This window comes from Ferrovibrio sp. (assembly GCF_965278975.1).
GTDB lineage: Bacteria > Pseudomonadota > Alphaproteobacteria > Ferrovibrionales > Ferrovibrionaceae > Ferrovibrio.
This window is the reverse complement of record NZ_OZ257126.1, coordinates 2,950,230-2,969,260: the sequence shown is the minus strand read 5'-3', so window position 1 is coordinate 2,969,260 and position 19,031 is coordinate 2,950,230. Positions and strand designations below refer to the sequence as shown.

Annotated in this window: 23 protein-coding genes; 6 read left to right on the top strand and 17 right to left on the bottom strand. The window is 63.4% G+C overall.

All coding sequences use genetic code 11. From position 1 onward, the window contains the following. Positions 1 to 9: 9 nt before the first annotated feature. The 9 genes from ACQY7X_RS14270 to ACQY7X_RS14230 all read right to left on the bottom strand — a co-directional run bounded on the left by ACQY7X_RS14270 (position 10) and on the right by ACQY7X_RS14230 (position 7,281). The gene (locus ACQY7X_RS14270) at positions 10 to 1,230 is read right to left on the bottom strand and encodes an MFS transporter (protein ID WP_428246082.1); all 1,221 of its coding nucleotides are present in this window, start codon (positions 1,228 to 1,230) and stop codon (positions 10 to 12) included. 109 nt (positions 1,231 to 1,339) lie between these two features. Next, a complete protein-coding gene (locus ACQY7X_RS14265) occupies positions 1,340 to 1,942 on the bottom strand; it encodes a hypothetical protein (protein WP_428246081.1) in 603 nt (200 codons plus the stop codon). After that, positions 1,939 to 3,114: a M48 family metalloprotease gene (locus tag ACQY7X_RS14260; RefSeq protein WP_428246080.1), complete on the bottom strand. Its 1,176-nt coding sequence runs from the start codon at positions 3,112 to 3,114 to the stop codon at positions 1,939 to 1,941. Before ACQY7X_RS14260 ends, ACQY7X_RS14265 begins: the two co-directional genes overlap by 4 nt. Further along, positions 3,111 to 3,731, bottom strand: a complete 621-nt coding sequence (locus ACQY7X_RS14255; protein ID WP_428246079.1) for a hypothetical protein — start codon at positions 3,729 to 3,731, stop codon at positions 3,111 to 3,113. Before ACQY7X_RS14255 ends, ACQY7X_RS14260 begins: the two co-directional genes overlap by 4 nt. Positions 3,732 to 3,917: 186 nt before the next feature. Continuing rightward, on the bottom strand, positions 3,918 to 4,514 hold the full coding sequence (locus ACQY7X_RS14250; protein ID WP_428246078.1) for a hypothetical protein: 597 nt from the start codon (positions 4,512 to 4,514) through the stop codon (positions 3,918 to 3,920). Between the two features lie 23 nt (positions 4,515 to 4,537). Beyond that, positions 4,538 to 4,726 carry a YqaE/Pmp3 family membrane protein gene (locus ACQY7X_RS14245; RefSeq protein ID WP_428246077.1) on the bottom strand — a complete coding sequence of 63 codons (189 nt, stop codon included), beginning with the start codon at positions 4,724 to 4,726 and terminating at the stop codon, positions 4,538 to 4,540. 33 nt (positions 4,727 to 4,759) lie between these two features. Then, entirely contained in the window at positions 4,760 to 5,434 is a 675-nt protein-coding gene (locus ACQY7X_RS14240; RefSeq protein ID WP_428246076.1) for a lysoplasmalogenase, read from the bottom strand. Positions 5,435 to 5,446: 12 nt separating this feature from the next. Beyond that, on the bottom strand, positions 5,447 to 6,415 hold the full coding sequence (gene mdh, locus ACQY7X_RS14235; protein ID WP_428246075.1) for a malate dehydrogenase: 969 nt from the start codon (positions 6,413 to 6,415) through the stop codon (positions 5,447 to 5,449). 104 nt (positions 6,416 to 6,519) lie between these two features. Then, a complete protein-coding gene (locus ACQY7X_RS14230; protein ID WP_428246074.1) occupies positions 6,520 to 7,281 on the bottom strand; it encodes an SDR family NAD(P)-dependent oxidoreductase in 762 nt (253 codons plus the stop codon). Between the two features lie 123 nt (positions 7,282 to 7,404). Here ACQY7X_RS14230 and ACQY7X_RS14225 point away from each other — a divergent pair, with 123 nt between their 5' ends. Further along, positions 7,405 to 7,734 carry a YkvA family protein gene (locus ACQY7X_RS14225; RefSeq protein WP_428246073.1) on the top strand — a complete coding sequence of 110 codons (330 nt, stop codon included), beginning with the start codon at positions 7,405 to 7,407 and terminating at the stop codon, positions 7,732 to 7,734. Here the strand turns inward: ACQY7X_RS14225 and ACQY7X_RS14220 are convergent. Further along, positions 7,731 to 8,507 (bottom strand): glutathione S-transferase family protein, encoded by a 777-nt coding sequence (locus ACQY7X_RS14220; RefSeq protein WP_428246072.1) that lies wholly within the window; start codon positions 8,505 to 8,507, stop codon positions 7,731 to 7,733. The two genes, ACQY7X_RS14225 and ACQY7X_RS14220, sit on opposite strands and share 4 nt — an antisense overlap. A 168-nt stretch (positions 8,508 to 8,675) precedes the next feature. Between ACQY7X_RS14220 and ACQY7X_RS14215 the strand changes: the two genes are divergently transcribed. Then, positions 8,676 to 9,119, top strand: a complete 444-nt coding sequence (locus ACQY7X_RS14215) for a hypothetical protein (RefSeq protein WP_428246071.1) — start codon at positions 8,676 to 8,678, stop codon at positions 9,117 to 9,119. Then, complete coding sequence (locus tag ACQY7X_RS14210) at positions 9,116 to 9,589, top strand: DUF1569 domain-containing protein (protein ID WP_428246070.1); 474 nt, start codon at positions 9,116 to 9,118, stop codon at positions 9,587 to 9,589. Before ACQY7X_RS14215 ends, ACQY7X_RS14210 begins: the two co-directional genes overlap by 4 nt. Positions 9,590 to 9,639: 50 nt before the next feature. Here the strand turns inward: ACQY7X_RS14210 and ACQY7X_RS14205 are convergent, their stop codons facing one another. From ACQY7X_RS14205 to ACQY7X_RS14185, 5 genes are all read right to left on the bottom strand, one after another. Next, a complete protein-coding gene (locus tag ACQY7X_RS14205) occupies positions 9,640 to 11,103 on the bottom strand; it encodes a M20 family peptidase (protein ID WP_428246069.1) in 1,464 nt (487 codons plus the stop codon). Positions 11,104 to 11,232: 129 nt separating this feature from the next. Beyond that, positions 11,233 to 12,321 (bottom strand): alkene reductase, encoded by a 1,089-nt coding sequence (locus ACQY7X_RS14200; protein ID WP_428246068.1) that lies wholly within the window; start codon positions 12,319 to 12,321, stop codon positions 11,233 to 11,235. Between the two features lie 76 nt (positions 12,322 to 12,397). Further along, entirely contained in the window at positions 12,398 to 12,892 is a 495-nt protein-coding gene (locus tag ACQY7X_RS14195; RefSeq protein ID WP_428246067.1) for a hypothetical protein, read from the bottom strand. Between the two features lie 5 nt (positions 12,893 to 12,897). Then, a complete protein-coding gene (locus tag ACQY7X_RS14190; protein WP_428246066.1) occupies positions 12,898 to 13,254 on the bottom strand; it encodes a DUF6152 family protein in 357 nt (118 codons plus the stop codon). Between the two features lie 107 nt (positions 13,255 to 13,361). After that, on the bottom strand, positions 13,362 to 13,970 hold the full coding sequence (locus tag ACQY7X_RS14185) for a YbaY family lipoprotein (RefSeq protein WP_428246065.1): 609 nt from the start codon (positions 13,968 to 13,970) through the stop codon (positions 13,362 to 13,364). Positions 13,971 to 14,279: 309 nt separating this feature from the next. Here ACQY7X_RS14185 and ACQY7X_RS14180 point away from each other — a divergent pair, with 309 nt between their 5' ends. Further along, positions 14,280 to 14,774, top strand: a complete 495-nt coding sequence (locus ACQY7X_RS14180; protein WP_428246064.1) for a hypothetical protein — start codon at positions 14,280 to 14,282, stop codon at positions 14,772 to 14,774. A gap of 57 nt (positions 14,775 to 14,831) precedes the next feature. Here ACQY7X_RS14180 and ACQY7X_RS14175 read toward each other — a convergent pair whose 3' ends face one another. Both ACQY7X_RS14175 and ACQY7X_RS14170 read right to left on the bottom strand, forming a co-directional pair. Further along, on the bottom strand, positions 14,832 to 15,482 hold the full coding sequence (locus ACQY7X_RS14175; protein ID WP_341982160.1) for a CoA transferase subunit B: 651 nt from the start codon (positions 15,480 to 15,482) through the stop codon (positions 14,832 to 14,834). Between the two features lie 12 nt (positions 15,483 to 15,494). Beyond that, a complete protein-coding gene (locus ACQY7X_RS14170; RefSeq protein WP_341982162.1) occupies positions 15,495 to 16,199 on the bottom strand; it encodes a CoA transferase subunit A in 705 nt (234 codons plus the stop codon). A 478-nt stretch (positions 16,200 to 16,677) separates the two neighbouring features. Here ACQY7X_RS14170 and leuA point away from each other — a divergent pair, with 478 nt between their 5' ends. Beyond that, on the top strand, positions 16,678 to 18,366 hold the full coding sequence (gene leuA, locus ACQY7X_RS14165; protein ID WP_428246063.1) for a 2-isopropylmalate synthase: 1,689 nt from the start codon (positions 16,678 to 16,680) through the stop codon (positions 18,364 to 18,366). Between the two features lie 283 nt (positions 18,367 to 18,649). Next, positions 18,650 to 18,988, top strand: a complete 339-nt coding sequence (locus tag ACQY7X_RS14160; RefSeq protein WP_341982164.1) for a P-II family nitrogen regulator — start codon at positions 18,650 to 18,652, stop codon at positions 18,986 to 18,988. Positions 18,989 to 19,031: the final 43 nt, after the last annotated feature.

Genomic DNA, 19,031 nt, shown 5'->3' with positions numbered 1-19,031 from the left:
CCCGCCCGATCAGGCCGAGGCGGGCGCCGCGCGCACCAGCGGCCGCTCGTCGATCGGGTAATGCACGATGGCGGAGAAGATGCCGAGCGCGGCGCTGATCCACCACACGATGTCATAAGAGCCGGTGAGGTCGAACAGCCGGCCACCAAGCCAGACCCCGAGGAAACCGCCAACCTGATGGCTGAAGAACACGATGCCGAACAGGGTGGCCATGTAGCGCGGACCGAAAATCTGCGCCACCAGCCCGGAAGTGAGCGGCACGGTGGAGAGCCACAGCAGGCCCATGAAGAAGGCAAAAATCAGCACGCTGGTCTGGGTCATCGGCATCAGCACAAACACGGTGATGACGATGGCGCGGGCGAAGTAGATGAAGCTCAGCATGTATTTCTTGCTGTGCTTGCCGCCCAGAACGCCGGCGGTATAGGAGCCGATCACATTGGCAAGACCAACCAGCGCCAGCGCCCAGGCGCCGGTGCGCGGATCTAGGCCACGGTCAACAACATAGGCCGGCAGGTGGGTCTGGATGAAGGAGACATGGAAACCGCAGACAAAAAAGCCGGCGATCAGCAGCCAGTAGCTGCGCTCACCGCCCGCTTCCTTCAATGCCTCGCCCATCGACTGCTTCGGGCCGGCGGTTTCCGGGGTCTTGCCGGCCAGCGCCGTGGACAACGGCACGATGGCAAGCGCGAACAGGCTCAGCAGCACCAGGGCGAAGGCCCAGCCATAGGCGGCGATGAAGGCCTGCCCCAGCGGCACCATGAGGAACTGGCCGAGCGAACCGGCGGCGGTGCCGAGGCCAAGCGCCCAGGAGCGGCGCTCCGGACTGACCATGCGGGCGATCGCGGCCAGAGCCACGGTAAAGGACGTACCGGCCAGGCCGATCCCGACCAGCATGCCTGTGGTCAGGGTCAGCAATCCTGGACTGCTGGAAACTGAAGTGAGCGCCACGCCGATGGCATAGAAGACGGCACCCACCGCCAGTACGCGGCCCGAGCCGTAGCGATCGGCGAAAGCACCGGCGAAAGGCTGGCCGAAGCCCCATAATACGGTCTGCACGCCGATAGCGAAGGCGAACACCTCACGGCCCCAGCCATTGGCGGCGCTGATCGGCTCCATGAACAGGCCGAAGCCGGAGCGGACACCGAAATTCAGCAACGCAATGGTGCAGCCGGCAAGGATCACGACCAGCGGGGTACGCCAGCCGAAGGCAGGGGCGGATTGGGCACTCATCTCGGGACTCCGGGGGTGTTATTTATGACGGGCATCCTGAAACTAGGGCCGCCAAGAAGCAAGTCCAGATTTAAAACCATCCCCCCTCGGTTTGAGCCTACGGCCCGGTTCAGCCCGTGATACGGGCCGATTCGATCAACCGCTGCACATTGGCCTGCCGCAACTGGAAGTGATGCAGCTTGGTGCCGGAATAGAAAATCATGTAAAGCCGCTCGCCCTTGACCGCCGCATAAGCCATGCCGGTGCGGTCGACCTCATCCCTGGTGACGAAGTGGAAATCGAACCGGAAGCCGGGAACACCGCCGAAGGTGACCGGCTGTATGTTGCTGCCCTTGGCAATCGTTGCGCCATTCACCTTGGCAATGGTGGCTTCCCACAACTCGACGATTTCCGTCGGCGTCATGGCCGAGCGGAAGATCAGCGGCGACTTGTCGGTATCGTTGGATACCCGCAGCACGGCGCCACCATCGCGCACACCGCCGATGAACATGATGCTGTTCAGGCTCGGCGCGTCGGCAGTCCAAACAGCAAGCGGAGCACTGCTTTCCACCCGCAGCATGTTCGCCTTGTTCCAGGGCATGTCTACATCGACGCGGAAGTTCGCCACGTCGCTGCTGGAGGCAGGCACCAGCGTGTAGGGCGCACAGGCTGCCACAAGCAGCAGCAGGGCAAAAACGAGAGGGCGCAGACAGGACAGGCGGATGCTGGTCATGAAACTTTTTCCAGGTAGCTGGTGATGATCACGCGATCTTCGGCATCGGGCCGCAGTTCGAGGTATTTGCGGAAGGAGTTTGCCGCCTCTTCATGCTGGCGGCGGCGGCGTTGCAGCAGGCCAAGCGCGCGCCAGGCCTCGGGCGGCGGGTTCTCCGCTGCTATGGCGCGCTGGTAAGTTTCCTCAGCCTGCGTGGTGTCTTTGCTCTCTTGCCGCAGGCGATAGACTTCTGCCTCGAAGAAAATCAATTCGCCATCATTGGGCTGTTCTTTTTGCAGCCGGCGCAGCAGCACCAGCGAGCGGTCATACTGACGCAACCGCAATTCATCTTCGAGCATCATGAAACGGATCTGGCGCACATGGTCGCGGTAGCGCGAGGCGAAGTCGTCACCCTTGTTGCCAAGCTCATTGGCCCGCGTTTTCAGGGTATCCATACGCTCCTGCGAGGCGGGATGGCTGGCAAACAGCAGGCTCTGCCCCTTGTAATTCTTGTCGGCCTCGGTCTCCTCGATCATCTGCTGCCAGACTTCGGAGGCTGCCATGGGCTGGTAGCCGGCACGCGCCATGGCGTCGATGCCATAGCGGTCAGCCTCGCGCTCATGCTCGCGGCTATAGGCAAAATTACCCGCAATCAGAATCAGATTGGTGAGATTGCCCATCGCACCAACACCGGCTGCCGCCAATCCCATGCTGAGAAACACGCTGAAATCGGCACGTGCCCGAAGATCGCGCAGACGCGCCAGCGAATGCTTGTGTACATAATGGCCGATTTCATGGCCGATCACTGCCGCAAGCTGCGCCTCATTCTTCACGCGCAGCAGCAATCCGCTCCACACCTGCATCATGCCGTTCGGATACATACTGGCATTGAAATGCGGCGTGCGGATCAGATAGACCCGCATGTCGTTGCGGAATTCCGGACTGAGCCGGGCGATGATATCTTCCAGATACTGGTTCCACTCGGCATCGCGCATACGGTAGCGCGACCGCTGGGCCTCGCGCTCTGCCTTCTCAACGCTGAGCCAGAGACCAGCTTCATCGGTATTTGACGCCGGCCGATAACCGGAAACCATCGGCGCTTCATTGCCGGTGGTCGCGTTGCAGGCCGCCAGTCCGGTCAGCGAGCAGGCGCAGAGACCACGCAGCACATAGCGTCGGCTATGGTTGGTCATTTCGGCAATTGCGCCATCAGATTTTCTGCCGTGTTGGCGGCCCCTTCCGGGCTGCGCAGATCGCCATGGCCGCGCGCCAGCAGGTTGAACCATACGACATTGCCGGTTTCGAGCTCCACCAGGGAGGCGAAACCGAGCTGCTGCCCGCCCGGCAGCGCGACGCCGAAGGCCGCCGCGGCCAGGAACATCACCACGGCGCGACCGCCGCTGGTGTAGCTGTCGCGCACCCAGACGAACAGGGCATAGTCCGCGCCATACACCTCCTTGAGTACCTTAGCCGAGCTGCCGAGGCTCCACTCGAAAGCCCCCGCCTTGCTCGGCAGAGGCGGCTGTCCCATGTAATGGTGCAGCAGGATCGACTGCCCCACCACGCCATGCAGCTTGATCAACTGGTTCGCCAGATCGTTGCGGGCCTCATCGGACTTGCCGTCGCTGAACACGGCCATCTGGATATTGCGGTTCTGCTTTTCGTTGCGGATCGACTCCAGCAGCAGCTTGTTGGCGGCCTCGGTCCAGTCCGCCTTGACTTCCGGCAGGCCGCCGGCGCTGAGCAGCGACAGCTCCACATCCAGCGGCATCAGCACCACTGTCGGCTGCTTGTCCGGTTCCCGCTTCAAGGTGGTCGTAAGTTGATGCGTCCTGGTATTGCAGCCGGCCAGAAGTAGAACCGCAGCAATCAAAAGTACATATTTCCGCACGTTGCCCCCCAGGAATCACGAATAAGGGGAGAGTACATCAACTCGGGACTGCATAACAACAGGTTGCGCGAGTTCCAAAGATATACGCAACCATCGGCAGATATATCAAGGCGGATCGCGCTCGGCCTCGATGATTACCGGGCCGGCGGCCTGGACGCGCTGCTGAGCTTCCGCAGCCAGCAGGATCAGGCCGGCGATTACCCCCATGCAGAGGCCCAACCAAGCGCCGTAGAGGCCGAGGCCAAGGCCGAGCAGTATTGCGCCGAAGCCGGCAGGGTCCTGCCCCACCCAATCCGCCAGCAGCAGCCCAGTGGCAAGCCCGACGCCCAGACCGGCCAGGCCATAGGGCGCCAGGCCGCGCAGCTTTGCCCAGGAGATCAAGAGCAGCAGCGGCAGGCCGCCAAGCAGCATGGCGCCATACATCACGGCGGCAGCTCCCAGCGCCAGCGCGAAGCCCGCCACCATCAATGACCAGCCGAGCGGACCGAGTACCACCAGCAGCAACAGCGGCGCATGGGCAATGAACAACCCCAGGGGCGGCGCAACCGCCAGGGCGACAACATACTGCAAAGGCCGCGAGGCTGGCACGCCACGCACGCGCCAGCGTTCTGTGCGTCCAGGGTCGCCACGCCCGGGACCGCCCCCTTCATCCGGGCCGCCCGGATTACCTGAGGAACCCGGAAAGCCGGGCAGCTCGCTCACAGCAGGTTACTCATGGCGGCGGTTCAGGCGCCCTGGCTCTCGCGGATTTTCTTGTCGGTGTTGTACTGGCTCAGCGTGTAGACCGCCCACAATGCCGCTGGAATCCAGCCGATCAAGGTGATCTGCAGGATAAGGCAGATGATGCCCGAGAATGGCCGGCCAATGGTGAAGAACAGCAGGAAGGGCAGGAAGATCGCGATCAGCAGGCGCATGGTTGGACTCCATCCGGGAAAGTTACGCCCAGTTTATCCCGAGGCCGCCTGTTTGCGCCAGCCCAGCAGAATCAGCACCTGTGCCGCCACATAGGTGATCCAGATTGCCGGGCCGGCCCAGGCGATCGGTTCCACGAACTTATCGAGCGCAATTAGCGAGTCGGACAGAATGAAACTAACCGCGCCCAGCCCAACCAGCGGCTTGCCCGGCAATGCCAGGGCCGCTATGCCCATGGCGATGATGGCAGCGACATAGCCGTAAACCGGCAGCAGCAGCTTTCCCAGGCCCGGCGTCAGCACCGCCAGCATGATGGCCGCATAGATCAGCAGCAATGTGATCAGCACCCATTGCCGCAGTTGGAGCCGCAGGGCAGGTCGCCCACGATACCGCAGGAACAGCACCAGATAGGCAAGATGCGCCAGCAGGAAACTGCCCAGGGCCGGCACGAACAGACGCACCCGGTCGAGCGCCAGGAACACATCGCCAGCTGCCGAGAACAGCAGCGCGAGGCTGAGGAGTTTGGCGACGGCATCGCCGCCGCGCCAGCGCCAGATGCTCAACGCCAGCAGCGGGCAGACGGCACCCTTGACCACGACAATGACGATTTGCGGCACCGCCAACAGCGGCAGCAGCAGATACAGCACCGCCAGCAGCAGCGCCAAAACAAACGGCGCGCCCAACGGAGTCAGGCGCGCCGCGATACTCATGGTCAGATGAACTTACTTGCCGAGCGACGGATCAATCGCCTTGCAGGCGTCGACCAAGCCCTTCACGGCATTGGCGGAATGCTCGAACATCTTCTTCTCTTCGGCATTCAGTTCGATCTCGACGATCTTTTCCACGCCATTGGCGCCGATCACCACCGGCACGCCGACATACATGCCGGACTGGCCATACTTGCCACCATCCAGCCAGGCGGCGCAGGGCAGCACGCGGCGCTTGTCCTTGAGGAAACTCTCGGCCATCTCGATGGCGGACGAGGCCGGCGCATAGAAGGCCGAACCGGTCTTGAGCAGGGCGACGATCTCGGCGCCGCCATCGCGGGTGCGCTGGATGATCTTGTCGATCTTCTCCTGGGTCGACCAGCCCATCTTGATCAGGTCGGGCACCGGGATGCCGGCCACGGTGGAGTAGCGGATCAGCGGCACCATGGTGTCGCCGTGGCCGCCCAGCACGAAGGCGTTGACGTCGTTGACCGAGACGTTGAATTCCTCAGCCAGGAAGTGGCGGAAGCGGGCGCTGTCGAGCACGCCAGCCATGCCGATCACCTTGTTATGCGGCAGGCCGCAGACTTCGCGCAGCACCCAGACCATCGCGTCGAGCGGATTGGTGATGCAGATGACGAAGGCCCCCGGCGCATGCGCCTTGATGCCGGCGCCAACCGCCTGCATCACCTTGATGTTGATGCCGAGCAGATCGTCGCGGCTCATGCCGGGCTTACGCGCCACGCCGGCGGTAACGATGATGACATCCGAACCCGCGATATCGGCGTAGTCCTGGGTGCCCTTCAGCTTGGCATCGAAACCTTCGACCGCACCGGCCTGCGCCATGTCGAGCGCCTTGCCCTGCGGCAGGCCTTCGACGACGTCGAAAATGGTGATGTCGCCCAGTTCCTTCATGCCGGCCAGCAGGGCCAGCGTACCGCCGATATTGCCGCCGCCGATAAGGGCGATCTTCTTGCGCGCCATGGGGAAAACCTCCGGGTTTTTGCTAGGGAAAAAGCCGGGCCTAGGCGTACCGGGAAAAGCGCGGGCGGGCAAGGCCCGCGCCCCCGGATTTCAAGCGTATTTTGTTACTTCGGCGCCATGCGGATGGCGCCGTCGAGGCGGATGGTCTCGCCGTTCAGCATCTGGTTTTCACAGATATGGCGGGCCAGCGCGGCATATTCTTCCGGCTTGCCGAGGCGCGACGGATACGGCACCGATTTGCCCAAAGATTCCTGCGCTTCCGGCGGCAGGGCGAACATCATCGGGGTACCGAACAGGCCCGGCGCGATGGTGCAGACGCGGATGCCGAAGGAAGCGAATTCACGCGCCAGCGGCAGGGTCATGCCATGCACACCAGCCTTGGAGGCGCCATAGGCCGGCTGGCCGATCTGGCCATCGAACGCCGCCACGGAAGCGGTGTTGATGATGCAGCCGCGCTCCTTGCCTTCCATCTCGGCCTGCTGCTGCATCTGGTGCGCCACCAGACGGATCATGTTGAAGGTACCGACCAGGTTGATCTGCACCACGCGGATGAATTTCTCCAGTGCCACCGGGCCGTCCTTGCCCACCGCCTTCATCGGCGTGCCGACGCCGGCGCAATTGACCAGCACGCGCAGCGGGCCAACCTTGGCAGCGGCTTCCTTCACGGCGGCTTCACCGCCCGGGCCATCAGCCACATCGCACTTGATGGCAACGCCGCCGATTTCCTTGGCGGTCTGTTCGGCCAGTTCGAGGTTCATATCGAAAATGGCAACCTTGGCACCGGCCTTGGCCAACTCGCGTGCCGTGGCGGCACCCAGACCCGATGCGCCGCCGGTGACGATGGCGCCCACTCCCTTGAGATCCATGACCTTCCTCCTGATAGTTCACTAACGTTACAAATGTGCTGCGGCCTTATAGCCGAAACGCCCAAGCCTTGGCGATAGCCTGAAACTCTTGGCGATAGCCTGACCAGACCCCATATCCAGGCCATGGCCGAACTCGATACCGCCCGTTTCTGGGCCAAATTCAAGGCTGCCCTGAGCCACCTGCCCTGGGCCGACCAGTTCCTGGCAGCCTATTACTGCGCTACCGATACCCAGACCCCAGCCCGGGTGAAAGCGATCCTGGCTGGCGCCATCGGCTACTTCATCCTGCCGCTGGACGCCATCCCGGACTTCTTCGTCCTGCTCGGCTACACCGATGATCTGGCGGTGCTGCTGCTGGCAGCCAAAGCCGTGGAGGGCCACATCACTGACGCCCACCGCGACCGCGCCAAGGCGGCGCTCCAGGCCGCCAAGGACGAAGCTGGGCAGCCTTAGCCGACCAGGCCGCCGAAACGGATATTACCCTTGGCAAGGCCCTCCTGGACGATGCTGGCGCCGCCGGCCTTGAGCATCCAGTCGAGCCGGTAGTCGCGATACTGCCGCTTGGCCTGGGAGCCGGCATAGGCTTCGGCCATCGCCTTGAATTCGGCAATGCCCGCCTTCGCCTCGGCCATGGTCTGCTGCACGCTCGGACGTTCCAGCGCCCGCGCCAGCCAGGCGGCAAGCCTGCTGCCATCGGCTGGCGGCGTGCGCTGGCCGCGCGCATTCATCACATGCGGAAACACCGCGCAATCGGCCCGGCCCCAGGCCGCACCGCCGAAATACGGCTGCTCGCCGAGCTGTTGTTCCAGGTAGGCAAAAAGCTGCTGCAGGCTGCTTTTTGCCTCGGCCAGAATACTGGCCTGCAACTCGCCACTGGCCCGGCGGAAAACCGTCACCTCGCTGGTGCAGAAGATCACCGCCTCGAACGGCCCGTCGCAGAGTTCCTCGATCTGGCGCGCCCGGGCGCGGCCCAGTGGATCCTTCGGCATCAGGGCAGGCTCCGGCCACTTGTCCTCGATATAGTCGAGGATGATGCTGGAATCCCATATCGCCGCATCGCCATCCAGCAGCAGGGGAATTTCGCCGCGCGGGCTGGCGGCGCGGACCGGATCGGCAACCGTCAGATCGGTGCCCCGCATCTCGAACGGGATATTCTTTTCGCGCAGCGCGATTTTCACCTTCTGGGCGAAGGGCGACAACGCCACGTCGATCAGTACCAGAGCCATTTGGCCTTCCTCCCTCATCACAATGTTACGGCAAGTGTCCGCGCCAGTGTGACGGTGGTCAAGCGTTCCCGACAAAACCGCGGGTAGCGAAGTGCCGATGGGTGAAGCCGCCCGGCCGGCCATGCTATAAAGATGGCCATGCGATTCCGCCCAGTCTCCCTCCTCCCCATGGCGGCCGCGTTCTGGCTTGCCGCCGCCCCGCTGGCGGCGCAGAACCCGCCTGCCCCGCCGCCCCCGCTCAAGGCCGCCCCGACCATCTTCCTGGCCGAGGGCACCGTGCTGGCCACCGGCCATGTGCTGGGCGGCGCCACCACCATCCAGCCCAATCCGGGCCAGGTGATCGTGCGGTTCGAGGATAACAGCACCGAGATCTGGACCGTGGAAGTGAGCGCGGGCGAAACCCGCGTGTTCCGCCCCGGCAATGTGCTGGTGGCGAAGGCAGAATTCGTCGCCCGCGAACGCGACGGCCATCCTTCCTGCTTCATCTACCAGATGCATATCGCGCCGGAATGGATCGGGGCGCCCGGTGGCGCCAGCACCGGCGGCAAGCCGGATATCGCCACCGCCGACGACAGGGTCTATTCCTTCCGCGAAGCACCCTGCCCGAAATGACCCGGGCTTCCTTAACGCTGGCAGACCTGCCAGCCGCGCGACGCGCATTGGAAGAATTGCAGGGTCAGGGCAGTGGCAATGCCAATCCGATGGCCGGGCCGGTAAGCCTGCACCAGGCCCTGCATCACAGCGCCCAGAGCCTGGAATACGGTCTTGCTGGCTTTCCGCAGATGAAGCCGGCCTGGTTCCGCGCCAGCATCGGCCCGCTGGCAGCGCGGGTCTTTCTGGCACGCGGCCGGCTGAAGCATGGCCTGGATGCGCCAATCCCCGGGGCTCCGGAAATTCCGCGTGACGGCGACATGCCTACGGCCTTCATCCGGCTTTATGCCGCCATCGATGCCTTCGAGCAGGCTGTGCGGAGCAATGCCGTGCTAAAGCCGCATTTCGCCTATGGCGATGTGGCACCGGCCGATTATGCCCGGCTGCAGGCCCACCACATCGCCGAGCATCTGGACGCCTTGCAGCGTTAATTCGCCGTCAATCGCTTGCGGCCTCAGCCGCCGCCAATTGCTTTGCGGCCTCAGCCGCCGGCTGTCGCCTTTACCAACTCGATATAGAAACGCGTGGCGCGGGAGAGATTTTCCAGCGACAGACGCTCATTGGTGCCGTGGAAGCCGGTAAGGTCCTGCGGCGTGATCAACATCGGATTGAAGCGGTAGGCGTTATCCGAAATGGTCTGGTAATGCTTGCTGTCGGTGGCAGCGATAGTGAGGCCCGGCGCCACCACCACCTCGCCATAGACCTGCCGCACCGCATCGGCCATGGCGCGGAAGCCGGCCGAGTCCGTGCTGGCCACCGGCGAGGCATCCTGGGCAAAGCCACGGCGGCGCACTTCCACGCGGCTATCATTCACCGCCTTGGTCACATGGGCGATCACGTCGTCGATCTTGTCGCGCGGATGCAGACGGAAATTCACCGTCGCGCTGGCTTCGATCGGCAGCACATTCTCCTTGATGCTGCCCGACAGCATGGTCGGTGCCGTGGTGGTGCGCAGTGAAGCATTGGTGGCGGGCGATTGTGACAGCGCCCAGTTCAGTACCGGCGCAAACAGCCATTGATTGGCGAACAGCATGCGGCGCTCGAATGACATATGCCGCGCCATGGCGCCGAAGGATTCCGCCGTCAGGCCATCGACGGCGCCCGGCACCGGCGAGCCCTGCAGCTTCACCAGCGCGCTGGCCAGGATGCCGACAGCCGTCTCGCGCGGCGGCATCGAGGAATGGCCGCCAGCAGCACGCGCGATCAGGTCCAGGGTCAGATAGCCCTTCTCAGCCACATTGATGCTGGCGGCAGGCAAAGCCACGCCCGGCACGATGCCATCGAGCACGAAAGAGCCTTCATCGAGCGACCATTCCAGCCGCACTCCTTGCGCCTGGAGATGCGCGGTGATGGCGCCGGCACCGGCATCGCCGCCGATCTCCTCGTCATTACCAAAGCTGAGATAGATGGTGCGCGCCGGCTTGTAGCCCTGGCGCAGCAGTGCGCTGATGCCTTCCATGATGGTGATGGCGGCGCCCTTGTCATCCAGCGTGCCGCGACCCCAGACATAGCCCTCGGCGATCACGCCATCGAAGGGTGGATATTTCCAGTCCTTCTCGGTGCCGGGAATCACCGGCACCACATCGTAATGCGCGGTGAGCAGAATCGGCTTCAGCGCCGTATTGCTGCCAGCCCAGGTATAGAGCAGCGCATGATTGTTGATGCGCTCACGCTTCAGCGTGGCATGGATTTCCGGGTAGGCGGTTTCCAGCCAGGCGATGAAGCCTTCGAACGGCGCCGGATCGGTCGGCTGCGGCGGCTGCTGCGATATGGTGGGGAAACGGATCGCCTGCGACAGCCGCTCGGCAATCGGCTCCGGCGCGATGCGTTCCTGGTTCTGTGCCACCGGCGGCAAGGCTGGCGGCGTGAAGGTGATGGTGCGGTAGAGCACCACGGCAGCAAGGCCGATAAGGCCGGCGAGCAGGATCAGCAGCAGCTTTTTCATCGCGGCGCTCCACAGGAAAACGAATTCGGCGGCGATGCTAGCACCGCCGCCGAAACCGTCTCAAGTTGACGCCGGGTCAGGCATAAACGCGATGTTTATGCCGCAGTTACCCTTATTCGGCAGCCACTCTTACTCCGCAGCCTGGGCTAGTGTCGGGTAATCGGTATAGCCCTTGGCACCGCCGCCATAGAGCGTGGCACGCTCCACGGCATTGAGCGGCGCATCACGGCGCAGGCGCTCGACCAGATCGGGATTGGCGATGAAGGGCCGACCGAAAGCGATCATGTCGGCCTCGTTCTTCTCCAGCACCGCCTGCGCCATGGCGCGGTCATAACCATTATTGGCGATCCAGACGCCTTGGTAGCGCTGACGCAGGGCCTTGTAGTCGAAGCCGGCACCGAAATTACGGTCGGCACCGGTGGCACCTTCGATGACATGGATATAAGCCGGCTTGAGCTTGTTCAGTTCTTCAACCACATAATTGAACAGCGGCTGCGGGTTGCTGTCGGCAGCATCATTGGCCGGCGTTACCGGCGAGATGCGGATGGCGGTGCGGTCGGCACCCACGGCATCGGTGATCGCCTTCATGGCACCAAGCAGCACCTTGGCGCGGTTCTGGATCGAGCCGCCATATTCGTCAGTGCGGTGGTTCGAGCCATCGCGCAGGAACTGGTCCAGCAGGTAGCCATTGGCGCCATGGGCCTCGACACCATCGAAACCGGCAGCGATGGCATTTTCCGCCGCCTTGCCATAGGCGGCGATGATCGCCGGAATTTCGCTGGCATCCAGCGCACGCGGCTCGGAGACATCGGCAAAGCCGCCATTCACGAAGGTCTTGGTCTTGGCGCGGATCGCCGAAGGCGCCACCGGCGCCTGCCCCCCCGGCTGCAGTGAGCTATGGCTGACGCGGCCGACATGCCAGAGCTGCAGGAAGATGCGGCCGCCCTTGGCATGCACCGCATCGGTCACCCTACGCCAGCCGGCAATCTGCTCGGGCGAATGGATGCCGGGCGTATCCTGGTAGCCCTGGCCCTCAGGGCTGATCTGGGTCGCCTCGGCAATGATCAGGCCGGCATCGGCGCGCTGGCCGTAATATTCCGCCATCAAGTCGGTGGGCACATTGCCGGCGGCGGCGCGGTTGCGCGTCAACGGTGCCATGGCGATACGGTTCTTGAGGTCGTAGCGGCCCAGACGAACGGGCGAGAACAAATCGGTCATGCGGGGAATCCTGTATATCGCAGGGAGGGATCGCCAGGAGAGTTATCGGGCGGGTAGGCCTAAGAATAGGGGCCGATCACAGATAGGCAATAAGCCGGCCGCAGATCACCACACCGGTCCAGAGCAGCAGCGAGGCAGCGGCGGCCACTCTCGCGGCGCGCGGCGGTGTTTCCCCCCAGGCGGCGATATTGCCCCAGGGGCCGTAATGAAACAGCAACACGTTAATCAGGCCGAAGGCGATCAACACCAGCTTGACCTGGAAAGCCGGATTGGCGGCCAGATGTGTCGCCTCGGTGCTGAACAGCAGCAGCCCCATGGCAATGGCCAGGCCAAGGCCATAACCGGCCAGCGGAATGCAGACTCGGGCCAGTTGCACCGGCGAGAGCGACCGGCCAAGCCCCAGCAGGCGCAGATCGAATACCGCTATGCCGGCAAACAGGGCCACGAAGCCGAGGATATGCAGCACCTCCACCGCCGGATAGAGCAGCAGTTCCTCGCGCATGGCACGGCCCAGGCTCGACTGTTCAAGCGTGAGCAGCAATGGATGCTGGATGGCGCCGTGATCAGCCATTGAATTCAGCGCAATTCGACCGTGAAGCCGTTATGGGTGACGCGCTCGGCGCGCATCTCGTCTGGCCGCGAGCGGCTGGGATAACCCACCGCCACCACCTTGTCGCCGACCTTGATATCGGCCATCGGCTTGCCGCGCGCCGCCATGCGGGCCGGCGGCGAGAGTGTCACGGTCCAGGTCTTGTCCGCTGTCTTGAGGCGCAATTCGCCATGCGGATTGTTGGGATCGATTTCCGCCACCACACCATCCAGGGTCAGCACCGTGGCGGCATCGTAGGAGCCCCAGCCATGATGGGCAAAGGCCGGCGCGGCAAGCAGCAGCAAGCTGGACCCGATGAGAATCTGACGGCGGCAATACGGCATGACATCCTCCGCAGCTAAAATCGCGCAGGAGTATAGCCGGAAATAGTGCGGGCGGCGACTCAAAGAGCCGCCGCCCGCTTTCCCTGCCCTAGACTTCCGTCATGGGTTTAGCGCGGCATCACATAGGTACCGCCGGGGATGATCACCGTGGTGGTAGTCGTGGTAGTGGCCGGCGCCACGGTCACCGCCGGTGCGGTCTGGATCACCGTAGTGGTGGAGGCCGGCGCTGCGGCGCTCGGCACCATTACGGTGCCGGCAGCCGGCACCAGAGTGACCAGCACATTGCGATCCGGCGAGTTGCGCGTGATCACCGAGTAGTTCTGATCATTGATCAGCAGCAGGCGGCCAGCCTGCTCCACCTGGGCCTGCACATAGTAGGTACCGCTCGGGTTGATGGTACCGAAATGGTAGCGCAGATCGAAGCGGGCCGGCAGCGGCGCGGCGGCAAGGCGCTGCTCGGTCACGGTATAGGCGGCCATGTCGCCACGCGTGGCATCGAGCAGGCGCACCACCAGCACCGAGTCAACCGGCAGCACCATGCTGTGGCGCGTGGTGATCGTACCGCTTACCGATTCCTGCGGCCCGGCGGCACAGGCTGCGAGCGGCATGGCGGCAACGAGGCCAACCAGCGCCAATGTGGCGCGGCGCGAAGGGCGCAGTTGACTGACATGCTTCGCAACAGTCTGAACATTGGTCGTGGGCTGAACAGCGGACATGGGAAGCTCCCTTATTTTTGGATTGGTCTATGACTTCGATTGCGACATCGGGCGAACACTGTCCGATGCTGGGTTGAGGCTCCGGACTTGTGCTGCCCGGCGCTGGTTCCATTGCCGCCCCGGAACGTGGCCCGAATGTGACCATCGCGGGGAATGATTGTGTGCAGCCAGTGCTTGCATTGGGCTTGAATTGCCCCGAACGCACCCCCATCTGCTGCAACGATGACGATGCGTTTCCGTTTCACCGCAGATATTTGGCAGGGAACCGCCGAGGCAACCGCGCGGCGGTTTTCCGATCAGGCTGCGCGTGTGCAATCATTGCTTGAGCGTGGCACAACCCTGAAAGTGCTGCGGCTTGGCAGCGATATCGGCGTCGCCATCGGCAGCATGCTGCTGCATCACGGCCGCGAAAGTGCAACAACATTGCTGGATATGGCGCGCGGCGGCTCGCTCAGCGGCGCCATGAGTTCGGCAACTATCGCCGCCTTTCTCAACCTGCATCGCCAGGCACGCGGCGAACAGAACTGGCGCAGCACCTTCAAGGCGGCCAGCCGAGATGCCTTCAGCGGCGCCGGCAGCGGCCTTGCCGCCACCCTGGCCGCCAGCACATCGAAGATCGCCCTGGCCGGCGTTGCCGCCCCTGTTGTGGCGAAAGCGGCTGCGCCCGTTGTCGCCGCCGCTGTTGCTGGCTGGCTGGCGCAGGAAGCGGCAGAACGTGGTTTGAAACTCGCTGGCGACTGGATGCTGACGCCGGATCACGCCCTGCCAGAACAGCCAAATCCCGAAAAGCCGCACAGCCCCTAAAAGCAAAAGCCCCGGCGGTTGCCCGCCGGGGCTTTTTCAATTCAAGCCGATGGCTGCTTACTTGGCCGTGTCGGCAATGCTGTAGGTCGCTTCGGTCTTTGAAGCGATCTCTTCCAGCGAGACGCCCGGTGCGCGCTCCAGCAGCACCATGCCGCCGCCCTTGCGGTCGACGGAGAAGACCGCAAGATCGGTCACCACCATGTCAACCACGCCAGCGCCGGTGAGCGGCAGGTTGCAGCGATGCAGCAGCTTCTTCTCGCCATCCTTGGCGGCATGCTCCATCACCACGACCACGCGCTTCACGCCGGCCACCAGGTCCATGGCGCCGCCCATGCCCTTCACCATCTTGCCCGGGATCATCCAGTTGGCCAGATCGCCATTCTCCGACACCTGCATGGCGCCGAGGATCGACAGGTCGATATGGCCGCCGCGGATCATCGCGAAACTGTCGGCAGACGAGAAGTAGCTGGAATAGGGCAGTTCAGTGATGGTCTGCTTGCCGGCATTCACCAGGTCCGGGTCTTCCTCGCCCTCATAGGGGAAGGGGCCCATGCCGAGCATGCCGTTCTCCGACTGCAGCACCACATGCATGCCATCGGGGATGTAGTTCGATACCAGGGTGGGAATACCGATGCCGAGATTGACGTAGAAACCGTCCTTCAGTTCCTTCGCAGCGCGGGCGGCCATTTCATCGCGGGTCCAAGCCATGATCTGATCTCCTTAAGCCGGGCGCTTGCGCGTGGTGCGGTTCTCGATCCGCTTCTCATAGGGGGCGCCGCAGATCAGGCGCTGCACATAGATGCCCGGCGTATGGATCTGGTCGGGCGGCAACTGCCCGGCCTCCACGATCTCCTCCACCTCAACCACCGTGACGCGGCCCGCCGTGGCCATCATCGGATTGAAGTTGCGCGCGGTCTTGCGGTAGATCAGGTTGCCTTCGGTATCGGCCTTCCACGCCTTCACCAGCGAGAGGTCGGCCACCAGGCCGGTCTCCATGATGTAGCGTTCGCCGTTGAAGACGCGCTCTTCCTTGCCCTCGGCGATGAGCGTACCAACGCCGGTCTTGGTGTAGAAAGCCGGAATACCGGCGCCGCCGGCGCGGATACGCTCGGCCAGGGTGCCCTGGGGATTGAATTCCAGTTCCAGTTCGCCGGCGAGATACTGCTGCGCGAAAATCTTGTTCTCGCCGACATAGGACGAGATCATCTTCTTCACCTGCCGCGTCTCCAGCAGCAGGCCAAGGCCGAAGCCATCGACACCCGCATTGTTGGATACGCCGGTGATGCCCTTCACGCCGCTGTCACGCAGCGCGACCAGCAGCTTTTCCGGGATGCCGCACAGGCCGAAGCCGCCGCACATCACCATCATGTCGTCGCGCAGCAGGCCGTCCAGCGCCGCTTTAGCGTTTGGATAGACTTTCCCCATATTTCCCCGGTCCTCGCCGCTATTGTGTTGATCGGGCGGACCTTACATGTTGCACCGCAAGGTGGCAATCCCCGACCTGACGGACCCGTCATGTATCGCCAGGCAATCCAGAGGGCCGCTTGACGCCCGCCAACCGGACAGGCAGAATGGCTCTATTATGAAGCGCGACCGGCGACTTACGCAGCTGCTCCTTATCAACCCGATCCTGTAAGCAGGGTCGGGCAACAGCAGCGCACGCGTTCAAGTCCCCTTTCCTCTCTAAAATACCGGTCGCCTTCCATGTCCAGCCATTCACATATCCGTATTGTCCCGGTCCGTATTGTTCCGGCTCAACATTCCCGTGCTTTCCAGGCTGCGCTGGCGCTTGGCCTTGCCCTACGACTTATCGGCGGCCGCTGAGCCACCTCCGGGCCACTCGGCGGCCGTAATCGGGCCCCTCACCTTAATTCACGACAAAACCGACATTCAGGAGTGTGCCATGAGCACCGCCAACACCATGCCGTTCCACAAGTACCGCCCGTTCCAGCCGATCAACCTGCCCAACCGCACCTGGCCGAGCAAGACCATCACCAAGGCACCGATCTGGTGCAGCGTCGACCTCCGCGACGGCAACCAGGCGCTGATCGAACCGATGGGCCCGGAGCGCAAGCGCCGCATGTTCGAGACCCTGGTGAAGCTGGGCTTCAAGGAAATCGAGATCGGCTTCCCGGCCGCCAGCCAGACCGATTTCGACTTCTGCCGCGAGCTGATCGAGCAGAACCTGATTCCCGATGACGTGACCGTGCAGGTGCTGGTGCAATGCCGGCCGGAGCTGATCGAGCGCACCTTCGAGAGCCTGAAGGGCGCCAAGCGCGCCATCGTGCATTTCTACAACTCCACCTCCACGCTGCAGCGCCGCGTGGTGTTCGGCATGGAGAAGGAAGGCATCACCAAGATCGCCACCGATGCCGCCGCGCTGGTGAAGGAACTGGCCGCCGCCGCGCCGGAAACCGACTGGGTGTTTCAGTACTCGCCGGAAAGCTTCACCGGCACGGAAGTGGATTACGCGGTGGAAATCTGCGAGGCGGTGATGGATGTGATCCAGCCGACGCCGCAGAAGCGCATGATCTTCAACCTGCCGGCCACGGTGGAGATGAGCACGGCAAACATCTATGCCGACCAGATCGAGTATTTCCTTCGCAAGGTGAAGAACCGCGACTGCATCATCCTCAGCCTGCATCCGCATAACGACCGCGGCACCGGCGTTGCCGCTGCCGAACTGGGTGTGATGGCCGGCGCCGACCGCGTGGAAGGCACCTTGTTCGGCAATGGCGAGCGCACCGGCAATGTCGATGTAGTGACCCTGGCGATGAACCTGTTCAGCCAGGGCGTCGACCCGATGCTGGATTTCACCGACATCACCTCGGTGGCCCGCGTGGCGGAATACTGCAACCAGTTGCCGGTGCATCCGCGCCACCCGTATGTGGGCGAACTGGCCTTCACTGCTTTCTCCGGCTCGCACCAGGATGCGATCAAGAAGGGCATGGCGGCGCAGGGCCAGCGCAACGATAATGTGTGGGAAGTGCCCTACCTGCCGATCGACCCGGCCGATGTCGGCCGCGCCTACGAGCCGGTGATCCGCATCAACAGCCAATCCGGCAAGGGAGGCATCGCCTATGTGATGGAGCAGGATTACGGCATCGAACTGCCGCGCCGGCTGCAGATCGAGTTCAGCCAGGTGATCCAGAAGATCGCCGAGACGACCGGCAAGGAAATCTCGCCGGAGCTGATCTGGAACAGCTTCAAGGGTGAATATCTCGACCAGCCGGAGGCCGCCTACCGCTTCAAGAGCCACCGCACCTTGCCGGATGTGCATGCCTCCGACCGCCGCCTGCTCACCGCCGAGGTGGAGGTGAATGGCGAGAAGGTGACGTTGGAAGGCAGCGGCACCGGGCCGATCGACGCCTATATCGACGCGCTGAGCCGTCACAGCGGCCTGGTGCTGAACCTGATCGACTACCGCGAACATGCCATCGGCAAGGGCAGCTCCACCGAGGCCGCGGCCTTTGTCGAACTGAAGCGGCCGGATGGTTCAACCCTGTTCGGGGTCGGTTGCGACCGCAATATCGTTGCCGCCTCGCTCAAGGCGGTGACCTCGGCAGCCAACCGCCTCATGGCTGGTGGCTGACAGGCAGTATCGGCGCCACTGGGGCGGGTTCCCGTCCCAGTGGATGCCCTTGGGTATTTATTGCACAAAATGCGCGTTTTTTAGGCGGCAGTTCATCGCCCTCCGCAGGATGGCCTCGGCTTAGGCGCTGAATCTGCCTCTAACCCCGCGACGACTCGGGCTTGCAATCGCGGTTTCGAACCGGCACGGTTCTTGAAGGAGTGATGGGGCGAAACGCCCGAGCCCGTTTTCCGCCCTTCTGGCGGTCGGGGCGGGCCGGCGAAAACGTTGAGGAGTGCGAGACATGAAACTGGTCACGGCTGTCATTAAGCCATTCAAGCTCGACGAGGTGCGCGAAGCACTTACCGCCCTCGGTGTCGAAGGCCTCACGGTAACCGAGGTCAAGGGCTTCGGGCGGCAGAAGGGCCATACTGAGATTTACCGCGGCGCGGAATACGCCGTCAGCTTCCTGCCCAAGGTGAAGATCGAAGTGGCCGTGAAGTCGGCCCTGGCCGACCGCGTGGTGGAGGCGATTCAGACCGCCGCCAAGACCGGCCAGATCGGCGACGGCAAGATTTTCGTCCTCGACCTGGAGAAGGCCCTGCGTATTCGTACCGGCGAAACCGACGACGACGCGCTCTAAGTATCCATTTCCGGCTTAACGCGCCGGCTGCCGTAGCGTCCCA

Coding starts and splice junctions, on each gene's coding strand:
- ACQY7X_RS14245 (WP_428246077.1), bottom strand. CDS start 4,726: ATGCGCCTGCTGATCGCGATCTTCCTGCCCTTCCTGCTGTTCTTCACC.
- ACQY7X_RS14220 (WP_428246072.1), bottom strand. CDS start 8,507: ATGGCTCTGGTACTGATCGACGTGGCGTTGTCGCCCTTCGCCCAGAAG.
- ACQY7X_RS14190 (WP_428246066.1), bottom strand. CDS start 13,254: ATGCCGTATTGCCGCCGTCAGATTCTCATCGGGTCCAGCTTGCTGCTG.
- ACQY7X_RS14175 (WP_341982160.1), bottom strand. CDS start 15,482: ATGGCTTGGACCCGCGATGAAATGGCCGCCCGCGCTGCGAAGGAACTG.
- ACQY7X_RS14240 (WP_428246076.1), bottom strand. CDS start 5,434: ATGAGTATCGCGGCGCGCCTGACTCCGTTGGGCGCGCCGTTTGTTTTG.
- ACQY7X_RS14195 (WP_428246067.1), bottom strand. CDS start 12,892: ATGGCTGATCACGGCGCCATCCAGCATCCATTGCTGCTCACGCTTGAA.
- ACQY7X_RS14205 (WP_428246069.1), bottom strand. CDS start 11,103: ATGAAAAAGCTGCTGCTGATCCTGCTCGCCGGCCTTATCGGCCTTGCT.
- ACQY7X_RS14215 (WP_428246071.1), top strand. CDS start 8,676: ATGGCGGCCGCGTTCTGGCTTGCCGCCGCCCCGCTGGCGGCGCAGAAC.
- ACQY7X_RS14225 (WP_428246073.1), top strand. CDS start 7,405: ATGGCCGAACTCGATACCGCCCGTTTCTGGGCCAAATTCAAGGCTGCC.
- ACQY7X_RS14265 (WP_428246081.1), bottom strand. CDS start 1,942: ATGACCAGCATCCGCCTGTCCTGTCTGCGCCCTCTCGTTTTTGCCCTG.
- leuA (WP_428246063.1), top strand. CDS start 16,678: ATGAGCACCGCCAACACCATGCCGTTCCACAAGTACCGCCCGTTCCAG.
- ACQY7X_RS14185 (WP_428246065.1), bottom strand. CDS start 13,970: ATGTCCGCTGTTCAGCCCACGACCAATGTTCAGACTGTTGCGAAGCAT.
- ACQY7X_RS14270 (WP_428246082.1), bottom strand. CDS start 1,230: ATGAGTGCCCAATCCGCCCCTGCCTTCGGCTGGCGTACCCCGCTGGTC.
- mdh (WP_428246075.1), bottom strand. CDS start 6,415: ATGGCGCGCAAGAAGATCGCCCTTATCGGCGGCGGCAATATCGGCGGT.
- ACQY7X_RS14170 (WP_341982162.1), bottom strand. CDS start 16,199: ATGGGGAAAGTCTATCCAAACGCTAAAGCGGCGCTGGACGGCCTGCTG.
- ACQY7X_RS14230 (WP_428246074.1), bottom strand. CDS start 7,281: ATGGATCTCAAGGGAGTGGGCGCCATCGTCACCGGCGGCGCATCGGGT.
- ACQY7X_RS14200 (WP_428246068.1), bottom strand. CDS start 12,321: ATGACCGATTTGTTCTCGCCCGTTCGTCTGGGCCGCTACGACCTCAAG.
- ACQY7X_RS14210 (WP_428246070.1), top strand. CDS start 9,116: ATGACCCGGGCTTCCTTAACGCTGGCAGACCTGCCAGCCGCGCGACGC.
- ACQY7X_RS14260 (WP_428246080.1), bottom strand. CDS start 3,114: ATGACCAACCATAGCCGACGCTATGTGCTGCGTGGTCTCTGCGCCTGC.
- ACQY7X_RS14160 (WP_341982164.1), top strand. CDS start 18,650: ATGAAACTGGTCACGGCTGTCATTAAGCCATTCAAGCTCGACGAGGTG.